Origin of the sequence: Enterococcus sp. DIV0086 (assembly GCF_050498705.1) — a bacterium.
Taxonomy (GTDB): Bacteria; Bacillota; Bacilli; order Lactobacillales; family Enterococcaceae; genus Enterococcus; species Enterococcus faecalis.
On the sequence record NZ_JBNIDN010000001.1, the window covers coordinates 1,732,998 to 1,752,872 of the forward strand.

A 19,875-nucleotide genomic window follows, 5' to 3' on the forward strand; every position below is an offset into this window, starting at 1 on the left:
CGCTAACGGCAACACACGACTTCCTTGTGCAATTGCATCGTTGACAGTACACTACCTCTAATCCGGTAATACACGAACTCCTTGAACAAAAACGTTAACTGAATTCGCAGTGACACCTAATAATGTTTCAAGATTATATTTTACTTTTTCTTGGACGTTACGAGAAACTTCAGAAATTTTTGTACCATAACTAACAATCGTGTAGACATCCACTGCGATTCCGTTGTCTTCTTGACGAACAACGACACCACGTGAGTAATTCTCACGACGTAAAATATCGTTTAAGTTATCTTTAATTTGATTTTTGCTTGCCATTCCGACAATTCCGTAAATATCTGTCGCAGCTCCGCCAACTACTGTAGCGATCACATCATTGGTAATCTCAATGGTACCTGCGGGTGTTTGAATTTTTACAGCCATTGATGAAAGCCTCCTTATAAGAGCACATTCGCCCTATTTTCTTCCATAACATTTTATCATATCCAGCCTTTAATTAAAAGGAAGTTCGTCAGATATTATAGACCCTTCCTCATAATTACCAACATTTGTACAATTTACAACGTTTGTCGTGCATTGTCAATGCAGAAAAAGACAAGATTCGACTTGGTTCATTGAATCTTGTCTGCTGATTTTAGAGGTTTTTCATGGCTCTCACTGAGACTAAACATCTTTCTCCATTACTCATTTCGACAATCCGTTCGCTTTTTATAACTTTACTTATATGCTTGCGGTTGATTAAATATGATTTGTGACAACGATAAAAGTCATTAGACTGTTCTTCAATCTCCTTTAAGGAACCATAAAATTCAATTTCTCCATTTTCAAGATGTAAAACAATTTTATGCGATACGGAAGAAGATTCAAAAAAAAATGATTGTTGTCATATCTACAGACCGAATGGTATCGCCGTCCTTAAATTTAAATAATTTTTTTGTATCTCCACGTTCACTAGTTATACGTTCATGAGCCAATTGAATATTTTCACAGATTTTCTGCTGTAGATGTTCTTTGTTGTCTTTAATGATATAGTCCAGCGCTTCCACTTTATACGTAAACGTCAGATAGGACAGTTCCCCATGTGTTGTGACAAAAACGATTTTACCTAAATTATCGTAGTCTCTGATTTTAGCTGCTAAGGTTAATCCTGACATTTCATGTTGTAAATCAACATCTAGAAAATATAACCCAATTATTCTAGACTGACTTTTGACAAATTCAAGTACTTCTAACGGATTTCCTGTTGAAAAAACCAGTTCCATATCAAGACTTTCCATCATTATGTAATTTTTAACATAGGTTTCCAACATTTGTCGTTGTCGCCAATCATCTTCGCAAATAATAATAGAAATCACCTTATTCGCACCTCCTATTGTTTTCAATCGTCAATTTTTGAGTAAACCATCCATCACTGATGGAGGTAGCTAGTTGAACATTATTTAGGGATTGAAGCAATTCTTGAACATTACTCAATCCCATTCCTCTATCAGTGCCTTTTAATGAAAAACCGCGTTGCTTAAGTAGATGGAATTTTGGTAAATTTTTCCTACATGAATTTTGGATAATAATATGTACAGCAGAGGCATCTTTATATACAGCGATTACAAGCTTACCCTCACCTAAAAATTCGATTTCTTCTATAGAGTTATCTAAAAAAATACCTAGTATTCTAACCAAAGAAATTGAATCAATGGCTAATTCTTCAATTGGTTCAGTCACTTCTAACTGTACATCCATTCCTTTTTCTTGCGTTGAAATCAACTTAGACACAAGGAGACTTTTAACTTCTCTTACTCGAATGTTTCCAATCGCTTCTAACTTGAACCCATTTTGGTCAATGCATTTTGATACTTTCTTTATTTTACTGAAATAATAGTCATTAAGACTCTCGTAATCTCCACTTACAATAAAATCTTCTAATGAATTTAGGATATTTTTATAATCATGCCGAAACTTCCGAATCTCCTTGAATTGTTTCTCCATTGCCTCCATATATCTCTGATTTTCTAAATATTCTGTTTCCTTCTGTTGAATATCATATTTATTTTTGAGCGAACTAAGATACACAATAAAAGAAATTAATGAAACGACTAAATAGAGCGTGAGAAAGATTGAATTTACTACAATTATTTCCTTGTTATTCCCCAAATATTTTCCTAAAACCAGGCTGGTATAGTAGATAATCATTGTGCCGATTCCTATCAAATTAAAAAGCAGAAGACATTCATTGATAATAGAAAACTTTTTTTCTAGTTTTTTTATCCCCTTTATCATTAATATCGTCAGAATTACTGATAGTGCTAGCCGAAATGTACTATGTAAAAACATGGTTAAATTACTTGAAAAAATTAGTTCTGTGCCAAATATTTTTTCCTTTATAAAGGATACAAACTGACCACTTATAGCTGAAATAATGACGATATAAGAATTTATACCTAAAACTTTAATAAGGCTTTTAGAGATAAAAAAATAACCTAAAATTATTATACTCAAATAAATCCAAGCAAATCCATACATTCCTATAGCAGAAATTATTTTGCCATTCAAAATTGCGATAACCATCAATCCGAAAATACTATGTAAAGTAATTTTTTTATTAAGCTTTACTACTTTTGACTTTAGATAATTAAAGAACACTTGAACCACTGCCGTGATATTACTTAGAATAAAAACAAACCTCACCAAATTAAAACCTCCTTATATTTCAGTTAATAAAAAAAGTATATACTCTAATAAAAGACAATTCAAGCTTTCTTTACAAGTGAAACTGAGAAAAAGTAGTTTTCAGTGCCCGACTATTACGCTATAAACAAAAATTGTACACTCGCTATACTGAGTGTACAATTTCAATTACTTTTTTATTTATCAAAATAAATGTTTTATACATGAGAGTTGCGACAAGATTTTTTATACTCATCTAACATAATATTTCCCAGATTTAAACGCTTTTTTGAAAACATTTATAAGTTTATCTCCACTATAAATAAATACGCCCCCTTGATAAACACTTTTGCCTAGAAACGCTAAAATCATAGTAAAGACCAGATTAATTCCCATCGCTACTGCAAAAGCATTTAACGATGCATCCCCCAGCATATAACGTGCGTACATGACTATCGGTGATAGATACGGTATATAAGATGAAATGATAGTCGCTTGGTTACTTCCTAATCCAGTTGCAAGAATCATTACCATAAACATCGCAATAAATAAAGGAATAATCAAAATATACATCAACTGTTGAACTTCCTGAACAGAGGAAACAACAGAACCTAAAACAGCAGCCGTAACAGAATATAGCAAATAACCTAAAACGAAACATATGACAGCTAAGATGATTGCTTGACTATTTTTGCCTTCACTCAAAAAGTCAAATACTCCTGTACTATCTCCAAAAATTCCATAAGATGCATACGCAGCCCCAAAAATTGCTGCTGCTTGCGTTACCCCAACTAGCCCAATGCCAACAATTTTACCAATTAAGTGCTGAACTGGTGTAATTGTTGTGAGTAAAATTTCCATAACTCTTGAACTCTTTTCCACTGCAATGTCTTGGGCAACCATTGTAGAATAGAGCATAACTGCAATGTAGAGAATAAAACCAACAATATAAACTAGTATTAATGTTTGAACCGAATTATCTTGATTTCCAGCTAAAGATTCTAAGGATAAACGTGTGCTTTCATTCAAAAACTGTTGTTGCGTCGCATCAATATTTAATTGATTTAATTTAATCGATTGATTTACAGTGGTTACAAGACTTTGTAATTGTTCAGACACATTATATTGGAGAGCTCCTTCGTAATAAATTTTTCCTTCGTATAGACCAGCGCTACTCTTTTCAATTTTCAAAATGGTTTTACTCGCTCTATCTTTCAGCTCTTTCTCAGCATCTGATAACTTTTGACCGCCGTCAACAAAGTTCAGATTGGTACCTTTACCAACTTCTTTCAGCATAGTAACAGTTTCTTGATTATTTGAAACAACAAGGATGGTTTCTTTACTTGGTTCCTCTTTTTTTAGAATCCCTTCATAATTCATTCCCAAAAATGTCCCTACCATCAAAACCAACAGTATAATAACAAACACTTTTGACACGACTTTTTGTTTGTATGTTTCTAAAGCAATCGTCACTATATTTTTCACTTTACTCACCCACTCTTTCTAGAAAAATATCATTTAACGAAATTGGCTCAATTCTGAATTGCTGAATATTTTCTGATTGAAAAATAAATTTTTGAATTTTCTTCGCAGTACATTCATCTTTTACATAAAAAGAAATAACATCATTTTCTTCTTTATACGATTCTATTTCAAAATCTTGCTTTAATATTTCTCTGTCAAAATCAGCCTGAACAATCACTTTTCTTTTATCCGTTTCATCTTTGATTTCTTTTAAATTTCCTTCTACAAGAACCTCACCCTTTTTCATCATACAAATGTTTTCACAGATTTCTTCTACGTTTGCCATTTGATGAGAGCTGAAAATTATCGTAGCACTATTTTCCTTCAAAAAAAGAATTGCTTCTTTTAGTTGATTCGCATTAATCGGGTCTAGCCCAGAGAATGGTTCATCCAAAATGACAAGCTTGGGTCCATGAATGATCGATGCAATAAATTGAATCTTTTGTTGATTCCCTTTTGACAATTCACTAATTTTTCGATCTACGTTCTTTTGTATCTTAAAAAAATCCATCCAAAAGAGGATACTTTTTTCAATTTCTTTCTTTTTCATTTTACGGAGCTTCCCAAAGAAAGTTAATTGTTGTCTCTCCGTTCTTTTCGGATATAGGCCACGCTCTTCTGGAAGATAACCGACCTCTTTAGCATCAAAGCGATCAACTTTACGTCCCTGCCATGTTATTTCCCCTTCATCAGGAGAGTAGATGCCTAAAATATGGCGGAAAATAGTAGTTTTACCTGCACCGTTTGCGCCTAAGAAGCCGTAAATTTCGCCTTCTGGAATAGTCAAATTGATTCCTTTAATAATTTCCTGCTCATTCATTTTCTTTTTCAACTTTTTAATTTCTAAGCTCATATTTTCCTCCTTTTTCATTTATCTAAGTACTTTAATTATATTAATCAAACACGGAACACTACATTTTTTTCTTGAACTCTTAAATTTTCATCTTTATCGTCTTACGTTTGTGCATGGATTTCTTAAGTATTTAAAATCAGACAATTAAAAACTATCACCTGACAAGCTACTTTTGTTGTTAGTCACTAAAAATCTTCTTGCAAATCAGTGCCTAATATGATAAATTAAGTTAGTATGAGCTGAATATTATCGCTCCAAGATCAAGGCAAAGGAGGAAACTTAAAATGGCAAAAGTATGTTACTTCACTGGTCGTAAGACTTCAAGTGGTAATAACCGTTCACATGCGATGAACTCAACAAAACGCACTGTGAAACCTAACTTACAAAAAGTTCGCGTATTAATCGATGGTAAACCTAAAAAAGTTTGGGTGTCAACTCGTGCTTTGAAATCTGGTAAAATCGAACGTGTTTAATAAACTTAAATAAGCAAAGCTGGACGTTCGTTGTTCGGCTTTTTTTATTGCAAAAAAAAGAAGTTGGACCTTCATCACTTTGATGAAGGTCCAACTTCTTTTTACTTGTCTTTACTTTGAATAACTGCAATCATCCCTGCATCGAAGGAAAAAGCAGCGGCTTCTTCGATAAATTCATTACTTGCATACGATGTTGGGTAAGGAACATCTTGATTGGTTAATAAATATTTACTACGTCGTAGCGTCAAGTTTTCTACAGGCGTCAAACAGCAGTAGGCCAGATATTCTTTATCTGGCTCTTTCGGTACGATATACGAACCAGGGGCGTAATACTGGATGCTATTTTGACGATCGCATAGACGGATTTGACGAAGTACGCCTTGAAATCGTGGTTCAAAGGGTAACCAAAGATTGGCTAACAGGTGGTCAATTCTGCCCCCTGTCGCACCGATAATCGTCATCTCTGCTTGTGGAAATCGTTGTAAAGCTTCTTGAAGCGCTAATTGTGTGTCTGTATCATCTTTTTCAGCAGGTGCTTGAATGAGTGTTTCGGCAGTTTCTTGGACAAAATGGTATTCTTCTCGTGATAATGAATCAAAATCGCCCACCGCTAATTGTAACGGTAAATCGGCCTCTAATAAATGGAGACAGCCGCGATCAATACCTACGAAATAATCATACGTAGCTGGTTCAATGGTTGGCCAATCACTTGGCTCGCCGCCAGCTACCAGTAAGACACGACTCATTTGTCTAGCACTGCTCTCAGTGCATCGATTCGTTCTTGAGGATTTTCAGCATTATAAATGTAGGAGCCTGCAACGAACACTTCCGCACCAGCTTCTTTGCAGCGTGCGGCAGTTTCAGGAACAATCCCGCCATCGACTTCAATTTCATAGGTGTATCCTTTTGTTTCTTTCCATTCTTTTAATTGAGCAATTTTTTCTAGTGAGTTTTCAATAAATGATTGTCCGCCAAAGCCTGGATTGACAGTCATTACCAAGACTTGATCTGCCAAATCTAATACATTTTCGATCATCGAAAGTGGTGTCCCGGGATTGATGGTTACGCCAGCTTTCACACCCGCATTTTTAATCATTTGTAAGGCACGATGAATATGGGGTGTTGCTTCTTGATGGACAGTAATAATATCCGCACCGGCTTCCGCAAAGGCATTGATATAGTTTTCAGGTTGTACAATCATCAAATGAACATCCAATGGTAGTTTTGTCACTGGACGAATCGCTGAAACGATATTCGGTCCTAAGGTAATGTTGGGCACAAATTGACCGTCCATAACATCAACATGAATATAATCTGCTCCTAATTCTTCTACTAAACGGATATCTCTTTCTAAATTGGCAAAATCGGCACTTAAAATGGATGGTGCTAGTTTCATTTGGCTCGCTCCCTTTATATTTGCTATGATTTTTTCTTATAAACAGGTCGTCGATTCTCGATTTCCATTAAAAACTGTAAATAATTTTCGTAACGACTCGTCGCAATGGTTCCCGCTTCCACTTGACGTTTCACTTCACAACCAGGTTCTTTGTGGTGCATACATTCACGAAACTTACAGTGAGAGGCCGCGGCAACAAATTCAGGAAATTGCTTTGGTAATTCCACTGCTTCCATCTCCAAGAAATCGATGGCACTAAATCCTGGTGTATCAGCAACCAAACCGTCGTATAACGGAATCAATTCCACGTGACGGGTCGTATGTTTGCCCCGTCCTAAAGATTGGGAAATTTCCGCAGTTGCTAGTTGTAATTCTGGTGAAATTTGATTCAACAATGTTGATTTTCCAGCGCCTGATTGTCCCATAAAAACAGTCAACCGTTCTGGGAAAAAGCGTTCTAATTCTTTGGTGGCTTCTATGTCTTCCGAAGCGATCACCGCATAACCTAACGCTTCATAAATCTGTTTAATTTCAGTGACTTCTTGACGTTGCGGCTCATCTAATAGATCAACTTTCGTTAAATAAATAACTGGTTCTATATCCTTATACTCTAAGCTGACTAAGAAACGATCCAACAAATTAAACGAAAAATTTGGCGAAACCATACTCATGACAACCACACCTAGATCCACATTTGCAACAGGCGGGCGCACTAATTCATTTCGTCTTGGTAAAATTTCCAACACATAACCATCTGTTAAATTATCGCTTTCAAAAAGCACTTCATCTCCCACGAGTGGCGTAATTTTTCGATTACGAAAATTCCCTCGCGCTCTTGTTTGATATGTTTCTCCATCTGCGTATACATAATAAAAACCGCTTAACGCTTTTCTGATTTGACCTTTCAGATAAACCACTCCTAACTACTTTCGAATATACAGGATAGTGGCAGAGAAATCAAGGGAGCCTCTCGATTCTATTAATTAAAAAGAGCCTAGGACATAAGTCGAAATGACTTACCTTCCTAGACTTAAACCTTAAGATAAACGGCGGGACAGGAGCAGCTTCTTCTTATTGCTGAGAAACACTATTTGAAAAGCAAATAGATGTTAAACAGTACCTACTTGGTTCTTGAAGCTAAATCCTCCTGTCCCAACCTCTTGTCTTAATTACTCGTACTACTTTCACTAGTGGTGCTTTTTGAATCATTTGCTTTTGAATAATAAACCGTAACAGAGTCGCCTTTTTTGACTTTGCTGCCAGCGGATGGGCTAGTTCGTTCAACGACTTGGCCATCGCCAGAGCCAGATAATCCTTGTTCATTGATTTTAAGGCCAGCGTTATTGATGCTGTCTTCTGCAGCTTTTGGCGAATAACCTGAAATATCAGGAACAGTTACTGAGTCACTGCCTTTGCTGACATGTAAAGTAATCGTGTCATTTTTAGGATCAACAGCGGTACCAGAAGCTGGTTCTTGACTAATCACGGTATCTTTTTCAACTTTGTCGCTTTCTTCGTCCACTCGTTTAATTTGAGATTCTGGGATACCTAAAGCAATTAAGCGACTTACCGCATTATCGTAAGAAATTCCGCTATAATCAGAAAGTGTCACTTTGTCGCTACCTTTACTTACATATAACGTCACTTGGCCATTTTTAGGTGTCACGGTGCCACCTGGTGCGGGGTCTTGCGTAATGACTAAACCTGGTTCTACCGTATCGCTTGCTTGGTCGACACGCGTAATTTGAGATTCAGAAATGCCTAATTGTGCCAATGCATTTACTGCATTTGTGTAAGAATAACCGGCGTAACTAGGCAAAGTAACCGCTTCTGGTCCTTCACTGACCGTTAAAGTGACTTTGTCTTTTTTCGGATCAACTTTTTTACCTGCAGCTGGTTTTTGTTTAATAATGTTATCTGTAGACACAGAATCACTGTATTCTTTTTTCGTTGTAATTTGGTCTTCTGAAAACCCTAGTTTTTTCAAGGCTTCGACAGCAGATTCATACGATTCGTTTGTATAATCGGCCATCTCAATTTTTTCTGTTCCAGAGCTGATATATAAAGTAACAGATCGGCCTTTTTTCACAGATGATTTTGCTTCGGGGTCTGTTTTGACCACCTTGCCTTCTTCAATCTTATCGTCGGGAATTTTTTTGGTTTCACTATCGACTTTCAGCCCGGCACTTTGTAGCGCTTGTGAAGCGTCCGCTTTCGTTTCATTTGTAACATCAGGAACTTCAACGTCTTTACCGCCCGACATTGCAAAGGCTAAGCCACCTATTGCTAAAGCAATTAATGCCGCAATTGCTAAGCCAATCCACAATTTTTTGCGGTTTTTCTTCGGTGGTTGTTCAGCTAAAATGTCATCTGCGATATCTTCTGGGACTTCGACAGGCGTTGTCTCTTCCGGTTCAGCGATGTCTTCGGGAATCGGAGTTAATACTTTCGTTTCTCCTAATAAAGCCGTTGGTTCCCACGCAGGTTCGTTTAAACGACTGGCTGACAAGGACGTGTATAAGTCTTCTGCCATCTCATTCGCTGTTTTGTAGCGATCGCTTGGGTCTTTTGCGGTTGCGTGACGAACCACATTTTCCAATGATTGAGGAATCCCTGGATCAAACATTTTGACAGAGGGAATTTCTTCTTGAAAATGTTTTAAGGCAATCGTTACGGCTGATTCACCATCAAAAGGTACATTCCCTGTTAGCATTTCATAGAGAATAATTCCCACAGCGTAAATATCTGATTGGTTGGTCGCCATGCTTCCGCGCGCTTGTTCTGGCGATAAGTAATGCACCGAACCTAACATTGTGTTCGTTTGCGTAATTGACGTTTCTGACAAGGCAATCGCAATCCCAAAGTCAGTAATTTTGACTGTGCCGTGTTCGTCAATCAGAATGTTTTGCGGTTTTAAATCCCGGTGAATAATTCTATGTTCATGTGCCATTGCGACAGCAGATAAAATTTGTTGCGTAATATCCACAACTGTGGAATAAGGAATTGGGAAATGCGTTTGGATGTAACGTTTCAAGTCCATTCCTTTCACATATTCCATGACTAAATACTGTAGTCCATCTTCTTCGCCTACATCGTACACACTGACGATATTCGGGTGAACCAGCTCAGTTGCGGCTAGTGCTTCACGCTGAAAACGTCGGATGGCGGCTTGATCGTTTTGGAAGTCAAAGCGCAAGACTTTTACTGCAACGTCTCGGTCTAAAATTAAATCGTGTGCTAAATAGACGTTGGCCATGCCGCCGCTTCCGATGCTGCCAATAATGTGATATCGACCATTCAGCTTCTTGCCGATTTCTATCATTGGTTTTCCTCCTTCTGTTCGTCAAAGTGTATCACTAACACGGTAATGTTATCTAAACCACCCGCTTCATTTGCTTGGGCAACGAGTTGGCTTAATTTGGATTCTAAGGGATCTGACGTCTCTAAAATTTCTAAAATTTTTGTCTCAGGAACCATATTGGTTAAACCGTCCGAACATAACAGTAAATAGTCATTAGGCAGCCATTCATGATTGGTTACATCGACTTCGACAGTGCCAGGCATTCCCAAAGAACGTGTTAGGACATTTTTTCGTGGATGATTTGCAGCCATCTCACGAGTAATCTCCCCTGATTTTACTAGTTCATTCACTAAAGAATGATCTTCTGTTAATTGTAACATGTGTTGGTCACGAACTAAATAAGCACGACTGTCCCCCACATTTGCTAAGACAAATGAATCCGGTAAAAGGATGGCACCAACCACGGTTGTCCCCATTCCTAAATACTCTGGTTTCGATTGTCCGCGTTCATAAATTTTTTCATTTTCCTTTTGAATTGCTTGAATTAACCACTGTGCAGATTTTTCAGCTGAGTCGACAGACGCATTGGACCAACTCTCACCTAAATTATTGACTGCCATTTGGCTAGCGACATCACCTGCTTGGTGACCACCCATGCCATCTGCTAAAACAGCAAAGGTTATGTGTTGTTGGTTCTCAAAAACGTTGGCATAATCTTGGTTCGTATTTCTTTTGCGACCGACATCTGATTGAACGTTGATTTCCAAATTATTTCACCTCATTTGAACTAACTTTCCGCATACAGCAAATAAAGAAGCCATCTGTCATGTATTGATGGGGATACAGAACCAGTTCTTGCTCTTTTACTACTGCTTGGACATTTTCATTTGCAACAATTTCAATTTTTTCAAATTCAGGGTGTTTGGCTAAAAAGGCTGCCACCACTTCCTGATTTTCTTCTGGCGTAATAGTACAAGTGCTATAGACCATTATACCCCATTGTTTTAGTGTTGGGGCAACACTTTCTAAGATTTCTAACTGAATTTTAGGTAAATTTTGAAAATCATTGGCCGTTTTATGGTATTTAATGTCTGGTTTACGGCGCATCAGCCCTAAGCCTGAACATGGCGCATCAACTAAAATCCGATCAAAGGTTTCTGCGGGAAATTCTTCGGCCACTTGTCGCGCATCAAGCTTTTCTGCTTGGACGACATCTGCCACATGGAGGCGTTGCGCATTTTCATTAATTAGCTTAATTTTGTGCGCATGAATATCTAAAGAAGTCACACGACCACCTGCTTCAGCCTCTAAAAAAGTTGCGATATGAGTCGTTTTGCCACCAGGAGCCGCACAAGCATCCAAGACACGATGATGCGGTTCAATTTGCATCGCTGGAGCCACGAGCATAGAGCTTTCATCTTGAATGGTTAAACAACCGTTAATAAACAGTTCACTACCAGCTAAGTAGCCTTTTTCAGCGACAACACCATAAGGGGAAAGTTGACTTTCCTTCGCGGCAATCCCTGTTTCTTGTAATTCTTCCAGCGCTTCTTCTCGTGAAATAAACCGTGTGTTTACTCGGCCACTCGCATGGCTTTTTTCAAATAATGACAAACCTAACTGCCGTGTTTCTTCTTCGCCTAATTGGGCAAGTAATTTTTCTGTTAACCAACGTGGCATGCTAATTTCCGTGGCTAAACGATCAACTGGATCGCTAATTGCGGCCAAACTAGGTGCTCCATTTCGTTGGAACGCCCGCAGCACGCCATTCACGAATTTACCAATCCCAGGATTGCCACGACGTTTGCCAATTTCAACCGCTTCATTAATGACTGCATGATCGGGCACTTTATCTAAATAAAGTAATTGATATAACGATAAAATCAATAAATTTTTCACCCAATTATCGACTTTTTGCGGTTTCTTAACAAATGGTGTTAAGTAGTATTCCAACAATAATTTGCGACTAATTGTGCCGTAGACAAGTTCTGTAAACAAGCGGCCATCTTTCTCGCTTAGTTCTGATTTTGTCATCATTTCATTAAGTAAAAGATTGGAGTACGCCCCACCTTTATCCACACGTTCGATGGTTTCTAAAGCAACGTATCGAACAGAACGTTTTAATTTCTTGGGGATTTTTTCAGCCATTTTTGTTAGTCCACCTTATCTTTTTCTGCGACATTTTGACCGACGCCATTTAAAAATTCTTGAATCGTTAATTGACCTTTACCTGCTGGTTGCAGGCGATCAATTTGAAGAACTGTCCCTTCGCCACAAGCAATCCATAGCGCTTTTTTACTACGTTGGATAATCGTTCCTGGGGCGCTGGTTGTTGTTTCAGTCAGTGGTGTCACTGCCCAAATTTTCCAGTTGGTCCCTTGATAGGTTGTGAACGCTGTTGGCCAAGGACGCATACCACGCACTTGGTTATCAATTGCCTCAGCAGTTTTTTGCCAGTCAATTCGTTCTTGTTCCCGGGCAATATTTGGTGAAAAAGTAGCCTCTTCTTCCACTTGTGGAATAGGCGTGATTTCGCCAGCAATTAGCTTAGGTAACGTCTCTAATAAAAGTTCTTTTCCTAGAATGCTTAATTTTTCAAACATGGTGCCTACATCGTCTTGTTTCGTAATCGGAATTGCACGTTGCGCTAAAATCGCGCCAGCATCCATTTTTTTCACCATTTCCATAATCGTGACGCCTGTTTCTTTTTCTCCTTCAATAATCGAGTAATGTACAGGTGCGCCGCCACGATATTTTGGTAAAAGTGAGGCATGGACATTAATCGCACCTAGTTTGGGCGCTTTTAAAATTTTCTCTGGTAAAAATTGTCCAAAGGCTGCTGTCACAATTAAATCTGGTGCTAAGTCAATCACTTTTTCCATTTCAGGAGAACCTGAAATTTTCTCTGGTTGTAAGACTAATAAGTTATGTTTTAAAGCTGCTTCTTTGACAGGCGTTGGGGTAATCACTTTTTTTCGGCCAACTGGTCGATCTGGTTGCGTGACAACCGCTTGAACGTCATAGCCTGCCTCGATTAAACTTTCTAAAATCGGAACAGAAAAGGCTGGTGTGCCCATAAATACAATTTTAGTCATCAAAATGTTCCTCCATATACGCTTCTAAATCTTCTGGTGCAATTTTCTCAATCATTTTATCGATAAATAACTCGCCGTTCAAATGATCAATTTCGTGTTGAAAAGCTCGAGCTAAATAGCCGTAAGCCGTAACTTCCATTTCTTCACCTTCACGGTCAAAATAACGGACAGTCACTTCATCTGCTCGTTCAACGGTTCCATATGTTTCTGGAATACTTAAACAGCCTTCCACATCAATACTGGTTCCCTTTTTTTCAATAATCACTGGATTAATTAGTTCAAAACGACCAGATTCTTCATCGATTTCAATCACTGCCATTTGCAAATTTTTGCCAATTTGCGGGGCTGCTAAGCCAATCCCATCATGGGCAAGCATTGTTTCATACATATCCTCTAGTAACTGCACAATTTCATCGGTAATAATCGTCACAGGTTGAGCCTTCATTTTTAAGTGTTCGTTCGGGTGAATCACAACTGGATAGCGCATAAGTGCTCCTTTCAAAGCTGTATTTTTTAAATAAAATTCATGGGTTCTGCATCAATGGAAAGCTTTAAACCACGAGCCGTTGCTCGTTGTGTATCGGTTAAAATTTCTTTCAATAATGGTTGAAGCATTGGTTCTTGTTTATACTTGATAATCACTTGATAAAAGTATCGATTATTGACACGCATAATTGCGTTGGGCGTTGGTCCCAACAAAATAGCTTGCGGCGATAAGCCTTGTTTTAATTTCGTCGCGATTTGAAACATTTGTTTCGCTGCTTCATTTTCTTCAGGATGGCTAGCCGTAATTTGGACCGTAAAATAGTACGGCGGATAATCCCCACGATGACGGATATACATTTCTTTTGTATAAAAATCTTCATAATCTTGGGCTTTTGCCAATTGTATCGCATAATGCTCGGGGTTAAAAGATTGAATGATGACTTCCCCCGGTTTTTCAGCGCGACCAGCGCGACCGCTGACCTGTGTCAATAACTGGAAGGTCCGTTCACTGGAACGAAAATCGGGTAAATTCAAGGCGGTATCAGCATTTAAGACACCGACTAACGTCACATTTGGAAAGTCCAGTCCTTTGGCAATCATTTGTGTGCCTAATAAGATATTCGCTTGTCCTTCACCAAATGTTCGCAAAATTTTTTCATGCGCACCTTTGCGACGGGTCGTATCAACATCCATTCGGAGAATACGACTTTCTGGTAACAACGTTTGTAATTCTTCTTCTACTTTTTGTGTGCCTGTTCCGTAGTAGCGAATTTTATCTTGGCCACAGTTAGGACAGCGATAAGGAATCCGTTCTTCATGCCCACAATAATGACATTTCATTGTTTTACTATCCATATGCAAAGTCAAGGAAATATCACAATTCGGACACGGCAACACATAGCCACAATCGCGACACATCACAAATGACGAATAGCCACGGCGATTAAGTAGGAGAACACTTTGTTCGTTTTTCTCTAAGCGTTCTTGGAGTTTTTCTTGCAACGACATGGAAAAAGAAGAGACATTGCCATTTTCTACTTCTTGCCGCATATCCACTACATCAATCGTAGGCAAGGTTGCCGCTTGATTGGCACGCTGTGTTAATCGTAACCGCTGATAAACATTTTTTTGTGCGCGAGCGCGTGATTCCAAGGACGGCGTGGCACTACCTAAAACAACAGGGCAATGATGGTACTCCGAACGCCAAATCGCTAAATCTCTCGCGTGGTAGCGGGGGGGTTCTTCTTGTTTATAACTTGCCTCGTGTTCTTCATCAATAATGATCACACCAATGTTTTCGATTGGCGCAAAAATGGCAGAACGCGCGCCAACCACCACTTCCGCTTCTCCTCGTTCAATCTTCCGCCACTCATCGTATTTTTCACCTTGCGATAAGCCACTGTGCATTACAGCAACATGTTCGCCAAAGCGACTTTTAAAGCGTTGCACCATTTGCGGAGTTAAAGAAATTTCAGGGACAAGCATAATGGCTGTTTTGCCTTGGTTAAGAACTTCTGCAATGACCTGTAGATAAACTTCTGTTTTCCCACTTCCTGTAATACCTTCCAATAAATAGGTTTGACTTTGCTGTTCTTGGACAGATTGTAAGATTGTTTCCACAGCCACCTGTTGTTCTGCATTCAAAGATAACGCAGTCGTTTTTTCAAACGTCTGATTAGCAAACGGATCACGATACGCTTCTTTTTCAATGAACGTTAACCAGCCGTTTTTGGCCGCTTCATTTAAAAGTGCGGTACTGAAACCTAATTCTTTCATTTCCTTCACAGCGGTGACTTTTTCAGTACCCAAGCGTTGTAAATAGTAAAGAAGTTGCTCTTTCTTCTTAGCTCCCTTGCGTAAACCCAAACGAATTTCCTCTAGTTGTTCAAATTCCTTAGCGGCTTGAATGAAGCGGACCATTTTGACTTTATTTCTCGTCGTAACTTCGTAGCGAATATCGACTTTTTGCTGTTTACGCAACGCCATTAGTTGAGGCAAAAGCCCACGTTCTTGCGCTTGGTCCCACGAAATTTCCTCTAAACCATAAAATAACTGATCTTGTAATTCTTCAGAAAGCTCATCCGTTAAATAAATATATTTTTGGTAATCGGCACGCATTACGCTAGGCAACATGGTTTGCAAACAAGTGATTTTAAAAGCAAACGTTTTTTCCTTCATATAATCAGCTAAAGCCAACATTTCTGTATTTAAGACAGGTTTTAAATCCAACACCGCCACTAGTTCTTTCAACTGAACATTGGTTTCGTCAAGAACCGTTGCAGCCATTGGTTCAATGGCTAAAACAAACCCTTGAACATGCCGATTACCGTTACCAAAAGGCACTTCTACACGCATGCCGACAGCCAATTGCTCATTTAAATTTTCAGGAACTAAATAAGTGAATGGTTGATCGGTTTGCATCGTTGGTACATCCACAATAACTTTGGCTACTTTTTGCATGGTGCATCCTCCTTTTTATGTAAATTCTCTTTGCCTATTGTACTAAAGATTGACTGATTTGTCTTGTGTGTCTCGTTGTTGTTAAGCTTAGTTAATTTCTCCTTAAAATATAAAAAGCTAGCTTTCCTAAACAAATGATCTAAGAAAGTAGCTTTTAGTAATCCTCTTAAAATACTTTGAAACTTACACTGCTAACTAGTGTTAGCACTCTACATTTTTTTATGGTATAATCATTTTGAAAGAGAGATGTTGGTCCATCTCTCTAACTGTAGAATCATGACAGTAACTTAGTTTTTACTTAATTAAAAAGAAATAACCAGTTAACCGTTCAAAGTTTATGACTGGTTATTTCTTTTTGTCTTTTTTTAGCAAAGTGACAACCAAACTAATCAACGCAATGGTATATAAACCAAAGTCGAAAATTAGTCCGATTACATCTAATGCGGACAAATACGGCTTTCCCCTTTCATAGATTTCAGTACTTATGCTCATAAGCACCACCACCTTCCAGAAGTAGCCACCGTCATAACTTATCTACAAAAACAGTATACCACAAAAGTCATCCCACAACATTTGCAATCACAAAAAAACAAGCCTTTACTTGAAGAAAGCTTCAATCATAGACTTGTTTTTCATTCAATTAATTTTTTTCGTCACGTAAACGGTTTTCTAATTCTTTTTGTTCTTGTTCACGTTGGCGTTTGCGTTCTTCACGTTCAATGCGTAGACGTTCGCGTTTTTCTTCAGGATTTGGATCACTGATCACTGTTCCTGCTTCGATTTCTTCTAACGCACGACCTACACTTTTTACAGAATCAAAGGATTCAACGGTTGGTTGAACGCCTTCATCTAATTCATGCGCACGTTTGCTTGCTAAAATAACCAAAGAATATTTTGAAGGGACTTCTTTTAACAATGAGTCAATTGACGGTTTTAACATCATAAGGCTACATCTCCTCTAACATTTTAATATATTTTCCAATTACACGGTCAACACGGAAGTGCTCACTCGCGATAATGTCTTTAATTCGTTGCACGGCTAAAGGAACTTCATCATTCACTACCGCATAATCATACAGCGCCATCATTTCGATTTCTTCTCTGGCCACAGCCATTCGTTCTTCAATCACAGACATTTCGTCTGTTCCGCGGCCAATAATTCTTGATTTTAATTCCGCTAAATCGGGGGGTGTCAAAAAGATAAATACGCCATCAGGCACTTTGTCTTTGACTTGTTTAGCCCCTTGGACTTCGATTTCTAAAAAGACGTCTTTGCCTTCATCTAGCGTCTGGTTAACATACGTTAATGGTGTCCCATAATAGTTACCAACATATTCCGCATATTCCAACATTTCTCCAGCTTCAATCATCGCTTCAAATTCTTCTCTTGAACGGAAATAGTAATCTACTCCATCCACTTCGCCTTCTCGCTGTTTCCGAGTGGTCATTGAGATTGAATATTGAAAATCATTTTCTTCACTGTCGAAAATAGCCTTTCTTACAGTCCCTTTCCCCACTCCTGAAGGACCTGACAATACGATTAATAACCCGCGCTCTGACATAACGACTTCCTTTCAAAACATAATTTCACAGTATTAGTTCTATTTTGCACTTTTTTTCTGCAATTTTCAAGACTTTCTTGGAGATTCACTGAAAAAATAACATTTCTTCTTTAATTTGGCTTTCATAACTTGTTCTTTTTTTAAACAAATTACCTAGAATTCCTATACAGGCAGCCATTTTTTAAGTAAAATGAAGTGATGACTCCTTTAGGATGAAAAAAACGTGAATAAGAAAGGACTGAGAAACATCGCACGAATTAAACCATTTACATTGTTTCTGCTAGGCTTAGTTGTCAGTTGTGGGGCCTTTTTTGCCCAACCTACTGTGACTCACGCAGAAGAAGATATTACCGCAATTGCTAAAAAAATGGGGACAACCCTGAAAGCGGATGGCATTCCCAAAGCAGCCATCGTTGTTGATGCTGATTCTGGAGAAATTCTCTGGTCGCAGCAACCAGATTTAGCGTGGAATCCTGCCAGTATTGCCAAAGTGATGACCATGTACTTGGCCTTTGAAGCAATGGAGCAAGGAAAATTTACAATGGATACGACTGTGACTGCTACGCAAAAAGATGTCGATATTTCTAAAATATATGCCATTAGTAATAACAAAATTACGTTAGGTGTTGCTTATCCAGTCCGTGAACTGTTAAAAATGATTGCTGTCCCCTCTTCTAATGTGGCGACTCTCATGTTGGCAAACTTAATTTCAGGGAACCAGCCTACTGACTTTGTTCATTTAATGAATCAAAAAGCGGCTGAATTAGGGATGACAAATACTACCTATTACAACTGCAGTGGAGCGCAAGCAAGTGCCTTTAACGGCCTGTATCAAATGCAAGGAATTGACCCAAATGGCGATAACGTCTCTACAGCTAGAGATTTAGCTTCACTAACCTATCATTTTCTGAAAAATTATCCAGAAATTTTAGAAATCACCAATAAACCAGTGGTGAAAACAATGGTCGGCACGCCTTACGAGGAAACGTTTGAAGCGTACAATTATTCTTTACCAGGCGCTAAGTATGGTTATCAAGGCGTGGATGGTTTAAAAACAGGCTCTAGTCCAACAGGCGGCTTTAACTATATTGCGACTGTCAAACAAGGAGATTTCCGTTTAATTGAAGTCATTTTAGGCGTTGGTAATTGGCAAAACCAAGATGGTGAATACGAACGGCATGTGGCTGGTAATGCTTTGCTGGACTATGCCTATACGACATACGAACGCAAAAAACTTTTAGACAAAGGACCACAAACCATTGATCACAAAAAAGTCACTTTGGCTAACGATTTATACGGTGTCGTTCCCAAAGGCAGTCAGCCTACTTTTAAATTAGTAGCAGGGCAGGTGCAAGTCGACACGCCTTTGACATTGTTAAATAGTACTGTTCAAGCGCCTAAAGTGGCTTACCAAGAAGTTAAGCCAAAACAAACAACAGCTGAAGCTGCGGAAGAATCAAACGAACATTCTGGGGATACCACCGTTGCAGAACCGAATCATTTTATTCCCAAATCGATTGCCACAAGTGTTTTAGTCCTTTTCGGGCTGATTTTCTCAGTAATTACCCGTCAGCTTCAAAAACGTTTAGAACGTCAGAAAAAACACGGCAAAGAAAGCAGTAAAATTGCAGCCATGCGGACAATCTTTTTAAGTGCCGCAGTTCTTTCTTTCCTATGCGCCGTTGGCTTGTTTCTTTTATTCTAATTAAAAAAAAATACCACCAAGCGTGAAATGCTTGGTGGCATTTTTTATAAGCCCATATTAGAAAGCGTATTGACCACGTTCATCAATTCATCGCGACGACGAACTTGTTTGTCGACAGGGCCGTCAACTTCTTTCACGTCAATGCGAACAACAAAGTGACGATTCAAAGTAACAAACGTGTCTTCGTTAATTTGGATATTTAATTCTGTTTCAGAATAGCTTGCACAAGCATCTTGCCAGACGTCAAATGGTTCTCTGTCTGAAGCGACTTCTGTTTTTACCACAGAACGACCACTTAATTCTTGAAAGGTTACATCATAAAATTTAGTCATTGCTTTCACCTCTGTCATTTATTCGTTACT

Annotated in this window: 21 protein-coding genes; 2 read left to right on the forward strand and 19 right to left on the reverse strand. The window is 38.5% G+C overall.

All coding sequences use genetic code 11. The features are described 5' to 3' along the window. Window positions 1-57 precede the first annotated feature (57 nt). The 6 genes from IGI63_RS08395 to IGI63_RS08420 all read right to left on the reverse strand — a co-directional run bounded on the left by IGI63_RS08395 (window position 58) and on the right by IGI63_RS08420 (window position 5,035). Window positions 58-420 carry an Asp23/Gls24 family envelope stress response protein gene (locus IGI63_RS08395; protein WP_002354933.1) on the reverse strand — a complete coding sequence of 121 codons (363 nt, stop codon included), beginning with the start codon at window positions 418-420 and terminating at the stop codon, window positions 58-60. A 211-nt stretch (window positions 421-631) separates the two neighbouring features. Then, window positions 632-838 carry a LytR/AlgR family response regulator transcription factor gene (locus IGI63_RS08400; protein WP_309543735.1) on the reverse strand — a complete coding sequence of 69 codons (207 nt, stop codon included), beginning with the start codon at window positions 836-838 and terminating at the stop codon, window positions 632-634. A gap of 22 nt (window positions 839-860) precedes the next feature. Continuing rightward, a complete protein-coding gene (locus IGI63_RS08405) occupies window positions 861-1,352 on the reverse strand; it encodes a response regulator (RefSeq protein WP_010829476.1) in 492 nt (163 codons plus the stop codon). A 1-nt stretch (window position 1,353) separates the two neighbouring features. Continuing rightward, window positions 1,354-2,682: a sensor histidine kinase gene (locus IGI63_RS08410; RefSeq protein WP_429975649.1), complete on the reverse strand. Its 1,329-nt coding sequence runs from the start codon at window positions 2,680-2,682 to the stop codon at window positions 1,354-1,356. A gap of 228 nt (window positions 2,683-2,910) precedes the next feature. Beyond that, on the reverse strand, window positions 2,911-4,152 hold the full coding sequence (locus IGI63_RS08415; RefSeq protein WP_429975650.1) for an ABC transporter permease: 1,242 nt from the start codon (window positions 4,150-4,152) through the stop codon (window positions 2,911-2,913). Then, the gene (locus IGI63_RS08420) at window positions 4,145-5,035 is read right to left on the reverse strand and encodes an ABC transporter ATP-binding protein (protein WP_429975651.1); all 891 of its coding nucleotides are present in this window, start codon (window positions 5,033-5,035) and stop codon (window positions 4,145-4,147) included. Before IGI63_RS08420 ends, IGI63_RS08415 begins: the two co-directional genes overlap by 8 nt. Window positions 5,036-5,319: 284 nt before the next feature. Between IGI63_RS08420 and rpmB the strand changes: the two genes are divergently transcribed. After that, window positions 5,320-5,508 (forward strand): 50S ribosomal protein L28, encoded by a 189-nt coding sequence (rpmB, locus tag IGI63_RS08425; protein ID WP_002354928.1) that lies wholly within the window; start codon window positions 5,320-5,322, stop codon window positions 5,506-5,508. A 101-nt stretch (window positions 5,509-5,609) separates the two neighbouring features. Here the strand turns inward: rpmB and IGI63_RS08430 are convergent, their stop codons facing one another. From IGI63_RS08430 to gmk, 12 genes are all read right to left on the reverse strand, one after another. After that, a complete protein-coding gene (locus IGI63_RS08430; RefSeq protein ID WP_002415652.1) occupies window positions 5,610-6,254 on the reverse strand; it encodes a thiamine diphosphokinase in 645 nt (214 codons plus the stop codon). Continuing rightward, the gene (gene rpe / locus IGI63_RS08435; RefSeq protein WP_002354925.1) at window positions 6,251-6,904 is read right to left on the reverse strand and encodes a ribulose-phosphate 3-epimerase; all 654 of its coding nucleotides are present in this window, start codon (window positions 6,902-6,904) and stop codon (window positions 6,251-6,253) included. Before rpe ends, IGI63_RS08430 begins: the two co-directional genes overlap by 4 nt. A 23-nt stretch (window positions 6,905-6,927) precedes the next feature. Next, window positions 6,928-7,821 carry a ribosome small subunit-dependent GTPase A gene (gene rsgA, locus IGI63_RS08440; protein ID WP_429975652.1) on the reverse strand — a complete coding sequence of 298 codons (894 nt, stop codon included), beginning with the start codon at window positions 7,819-7,821 and terminating at the stop codon, window positions 6,928-6,930. A gap of 248 nt (window positions 7,822-8,069) precedes the next feature. After that, complete coding sequence (ireK, locus tag IGI63_RS08445; RefSeq protein WP_002365367.1) at window positions 8,070-10,226, reverse strand: serine/threonine protein kinase IreK; 2,157 nt, start codon at window positions 10,224-10,226, stop codon at window positions 8,070-8,072. After that, on the reverse strand, window positions 10,223-10,972 hold the full coding sequence (locus IGI63_RS08450) for a Stp1/IreP family PP2C-type Ser/Thr phosphatase (protein WP_002354922.1): 750 nt from the start codon (window positions 10,970-10,972) through the stop codon (window positions 10,223-10,225). Before IGI63_RS08450 ends, ireK begins: the two co-directional genes overlap by 4 nt. Before the next feature lies 1 nt (window position 10,973). Then, window positions 10,974-12,353 (reverse strand): 16S rRNA (cytosine(967)-C(5))-methyltransferase RsmB, encoded by a 1,380-nt coding sequence (gene rsmB, locus IGI63_RS08455; RefSeq protein WP_002354921.1) that lies wholly within the window; start codon window positions 12,351-12,353, stop codon window positions 10,974-10,976. A 5-nt stretch (window positions 12,354-12,358) separates the two neighbouring features. Further along, window positions 12,359-13,300 carry a methionyl-tRNA formyltransferase gene (gene fmt / locus IGI63_RS08460; RefSeq protein ID WP_002385205.1) on the reverse strand — a complete coding sequence of 314 codons (942 nt, stop codon included), beginning with the start codon at window positions 13,298-13,300 and terminating at the stop codon, window positions 12,359-12,361. Continuing rightward, complete coding sequence (def, locus tag IGI63_RS08465) at window positions 13,293-13,787, reverse strand: peptide deformylase (RefSeq protein ID WP_002371656.1); 495 nt, start codon at window positions 13,785-13,787, stop codon at window positions 13,293-13,295. Before def ends, fmt begins: the two co-directional genes overlap by 8 nt. 26 nt (window positions 13,788-13,813) lie before the next feature. Continuing rightward, a complete protein-coding gene (priA, locus tag IGI63_RS08470) occupies window positions 13,814-16,246 on the reverse strand; it encodes a primosomal protein N' (protein WP_429975653.1) in 2,433 nt (810 codons plus the stop codon). Between the two features lie 345 nt (window positions 16,247-16,591). After that, window positions 16,592-16,738 (reverse strand): putative holin-like toxin, encoded by a 147-nt coding sequence (locus IGI63_RS08475; protein WP_002383235.1) that lies wholly within the window; start codon window positions 16,736-16,738, stop codon window positions 16,592-16,594. A gap of 148 nt (window positions 16,739-16,886) precedes the next feature. Next, the gene (gene rpoZ, locus IGI63_RS08480) at window positions 16,887-17,189 is read right to left on the reverse strand and encodes a DNA-directed RNA polymerase subunit omega (RefSeq protein WP_002354916.1); all 303 of its coding nucleotides are present in this window, start codon (window positions 17,187-17,189) and stop codon (window positions 16,887-16,889) included. A gap of 4 nt (window positions 17,190-17,193) precedes the next feature. Beyond that, window positions 17,194-17,808: a guanylate kinase gene (gene gmk / locus IGI63_RS08485; RefSeq protein ID WP_002354915.1), complete on the reverse strand. Its 615-nt coding sequence runs from the start codon at window positions 17,806-17,808 to the stop codon at window positions 17,194-17,196. Between the two features lie 223 nt (window positions 17,809-18,031). Here gmk and IGI63_RS08490 point away from each other — a divergent pair, with 223 nt between their 5' ends. Further along, the gene (locus IGI63_RS08490) at window positions 18,032-19,513 is read left to right on the forward strand and encodes a DUF1958 domain-containing protein (protein ID WP_429975654.1); all 1,482 of its coding nucleotides are present in this window, start codon (window positions 18,032-18,034) and stop codon (window positions 19,511-19,513) included. A gap of 44 nt (window positions 19,514-19,557) precedes the next feature. Here IGI63_RS08490 and IGI63_RS08495 read toward each other — a convergent pair whose 3' ends face one another. Next, the gene (locus IGI63_RS08495; RefSeq protein WP_002383233.1) at window positions 19,558-19,863 is read right to left on the reverse strand and encodes a hypothetical protein; all 306 of its coding nucleotides are present in this window, start codon (window positions 19,861-19,863) and stop codon (window positions 19,558-19,560) included. Window positions 19,864-19,875: the final 12 nt, after the last annotated feature.

Excerpts from the sequence above, each read along its gene's own strand:
- rpmB (WP_002354928.1), top strand. The coding sequence starts at position 5,320 with ATGGCAAAAGTATGTTACTTCACTGGTCGTAAGACTTCAAGTGGTAAT.
- IGI63_RS08475 (WP_002383235.1), bottom strand. The coding sequence starts at position 16,738 with ATGAGCATAAGTACTGAAATCTATGAAAGGGGAAAGCCGTATTTGTCC.
- rpoZ (WP_002354916.1), bottom strand. The coding sequence starts at position 17,189 with ATGATGTTAAAACCGTCAATTGACTCATTGTTAAAAGAAGTCCCTTCA.
- def (WP_002371656.1), bottom strand. The coding sequence starts at position 13,787 with ATGCGCTATCCAGTTGTGATTCACCCGAACGAACACTTAAAAATGAAG.
- IGI63_RS08395 (WP_002354933.1), bottom strand. The coding sequence starts at position 420 with ATGGCTGTAAAAATTCAAACACCCGCAGGTACCATTGAGATTACCAAT.
- ireK (WP_002365367.1), bottom strand. The coding sequence starts at position 10,226 with ATGATAGAAATCGGCAAGAAGCTGAATGGTCGATATCACATTATTGGC.
- IGI63_RS08420 (WP_429975651.1), bottom strand. The coding sequence starts at position 5,035 with ATGAGCTTAGAAATTAAAAAGTTGAAAAAGAAAATGAATGAGCAGGAA.
- IGI63_RS08495 (WP_002383233.1), bottom strand. The coding sequence starts at position 19,863 with ATGACAGAGGTGAAAGCAATGACTAAATTTTATGATGTAACCTTTCAA.
- fmt (WP_002385205.1), bottom strand. The coding sequence starts at position 13,300 with ATGACTAAAATTGTATTTATGGGCACACCAGCCTTTTCTGTTCCGATT.
- priA (WP_429975653.1), bottom strand. The coding sequence starts at position 16,246 with ATGCAAAAAGTAGCCAAAGTTATTGTGGATGTACCAACGATGCAAACC.
- rsmB (WP_002354921.1), bottom strand. The coding sequence starts at position 12,353 with ATGGCTGAAAAAATCCCCAAGAAATTAAAACGTTCTGTTCGATACGTT.
- rpe (WP_002354925.1), bottom strand. The coding sequence starts at position 6,904 with ATGAAACTAGCACCATCCATTTTAAGTGCCGATTTTGCCAATTTAGAA.
- IGI63_RS08430 (WP_002415652.1), bottom strand. The coding sequence starts at position 6,254 with ATGAGTCGTGTCTTACTGGTAGCTGGCGGCGAGCCAAGTGATTGGCCA.
- gmk (WP_002354915.1), bottom strand. The coding sequence starts at position 17,808 with ATGTCAGAGCGCGGGTTATTAATCGTATTGTCAGGTCCTTCAGGAGTG.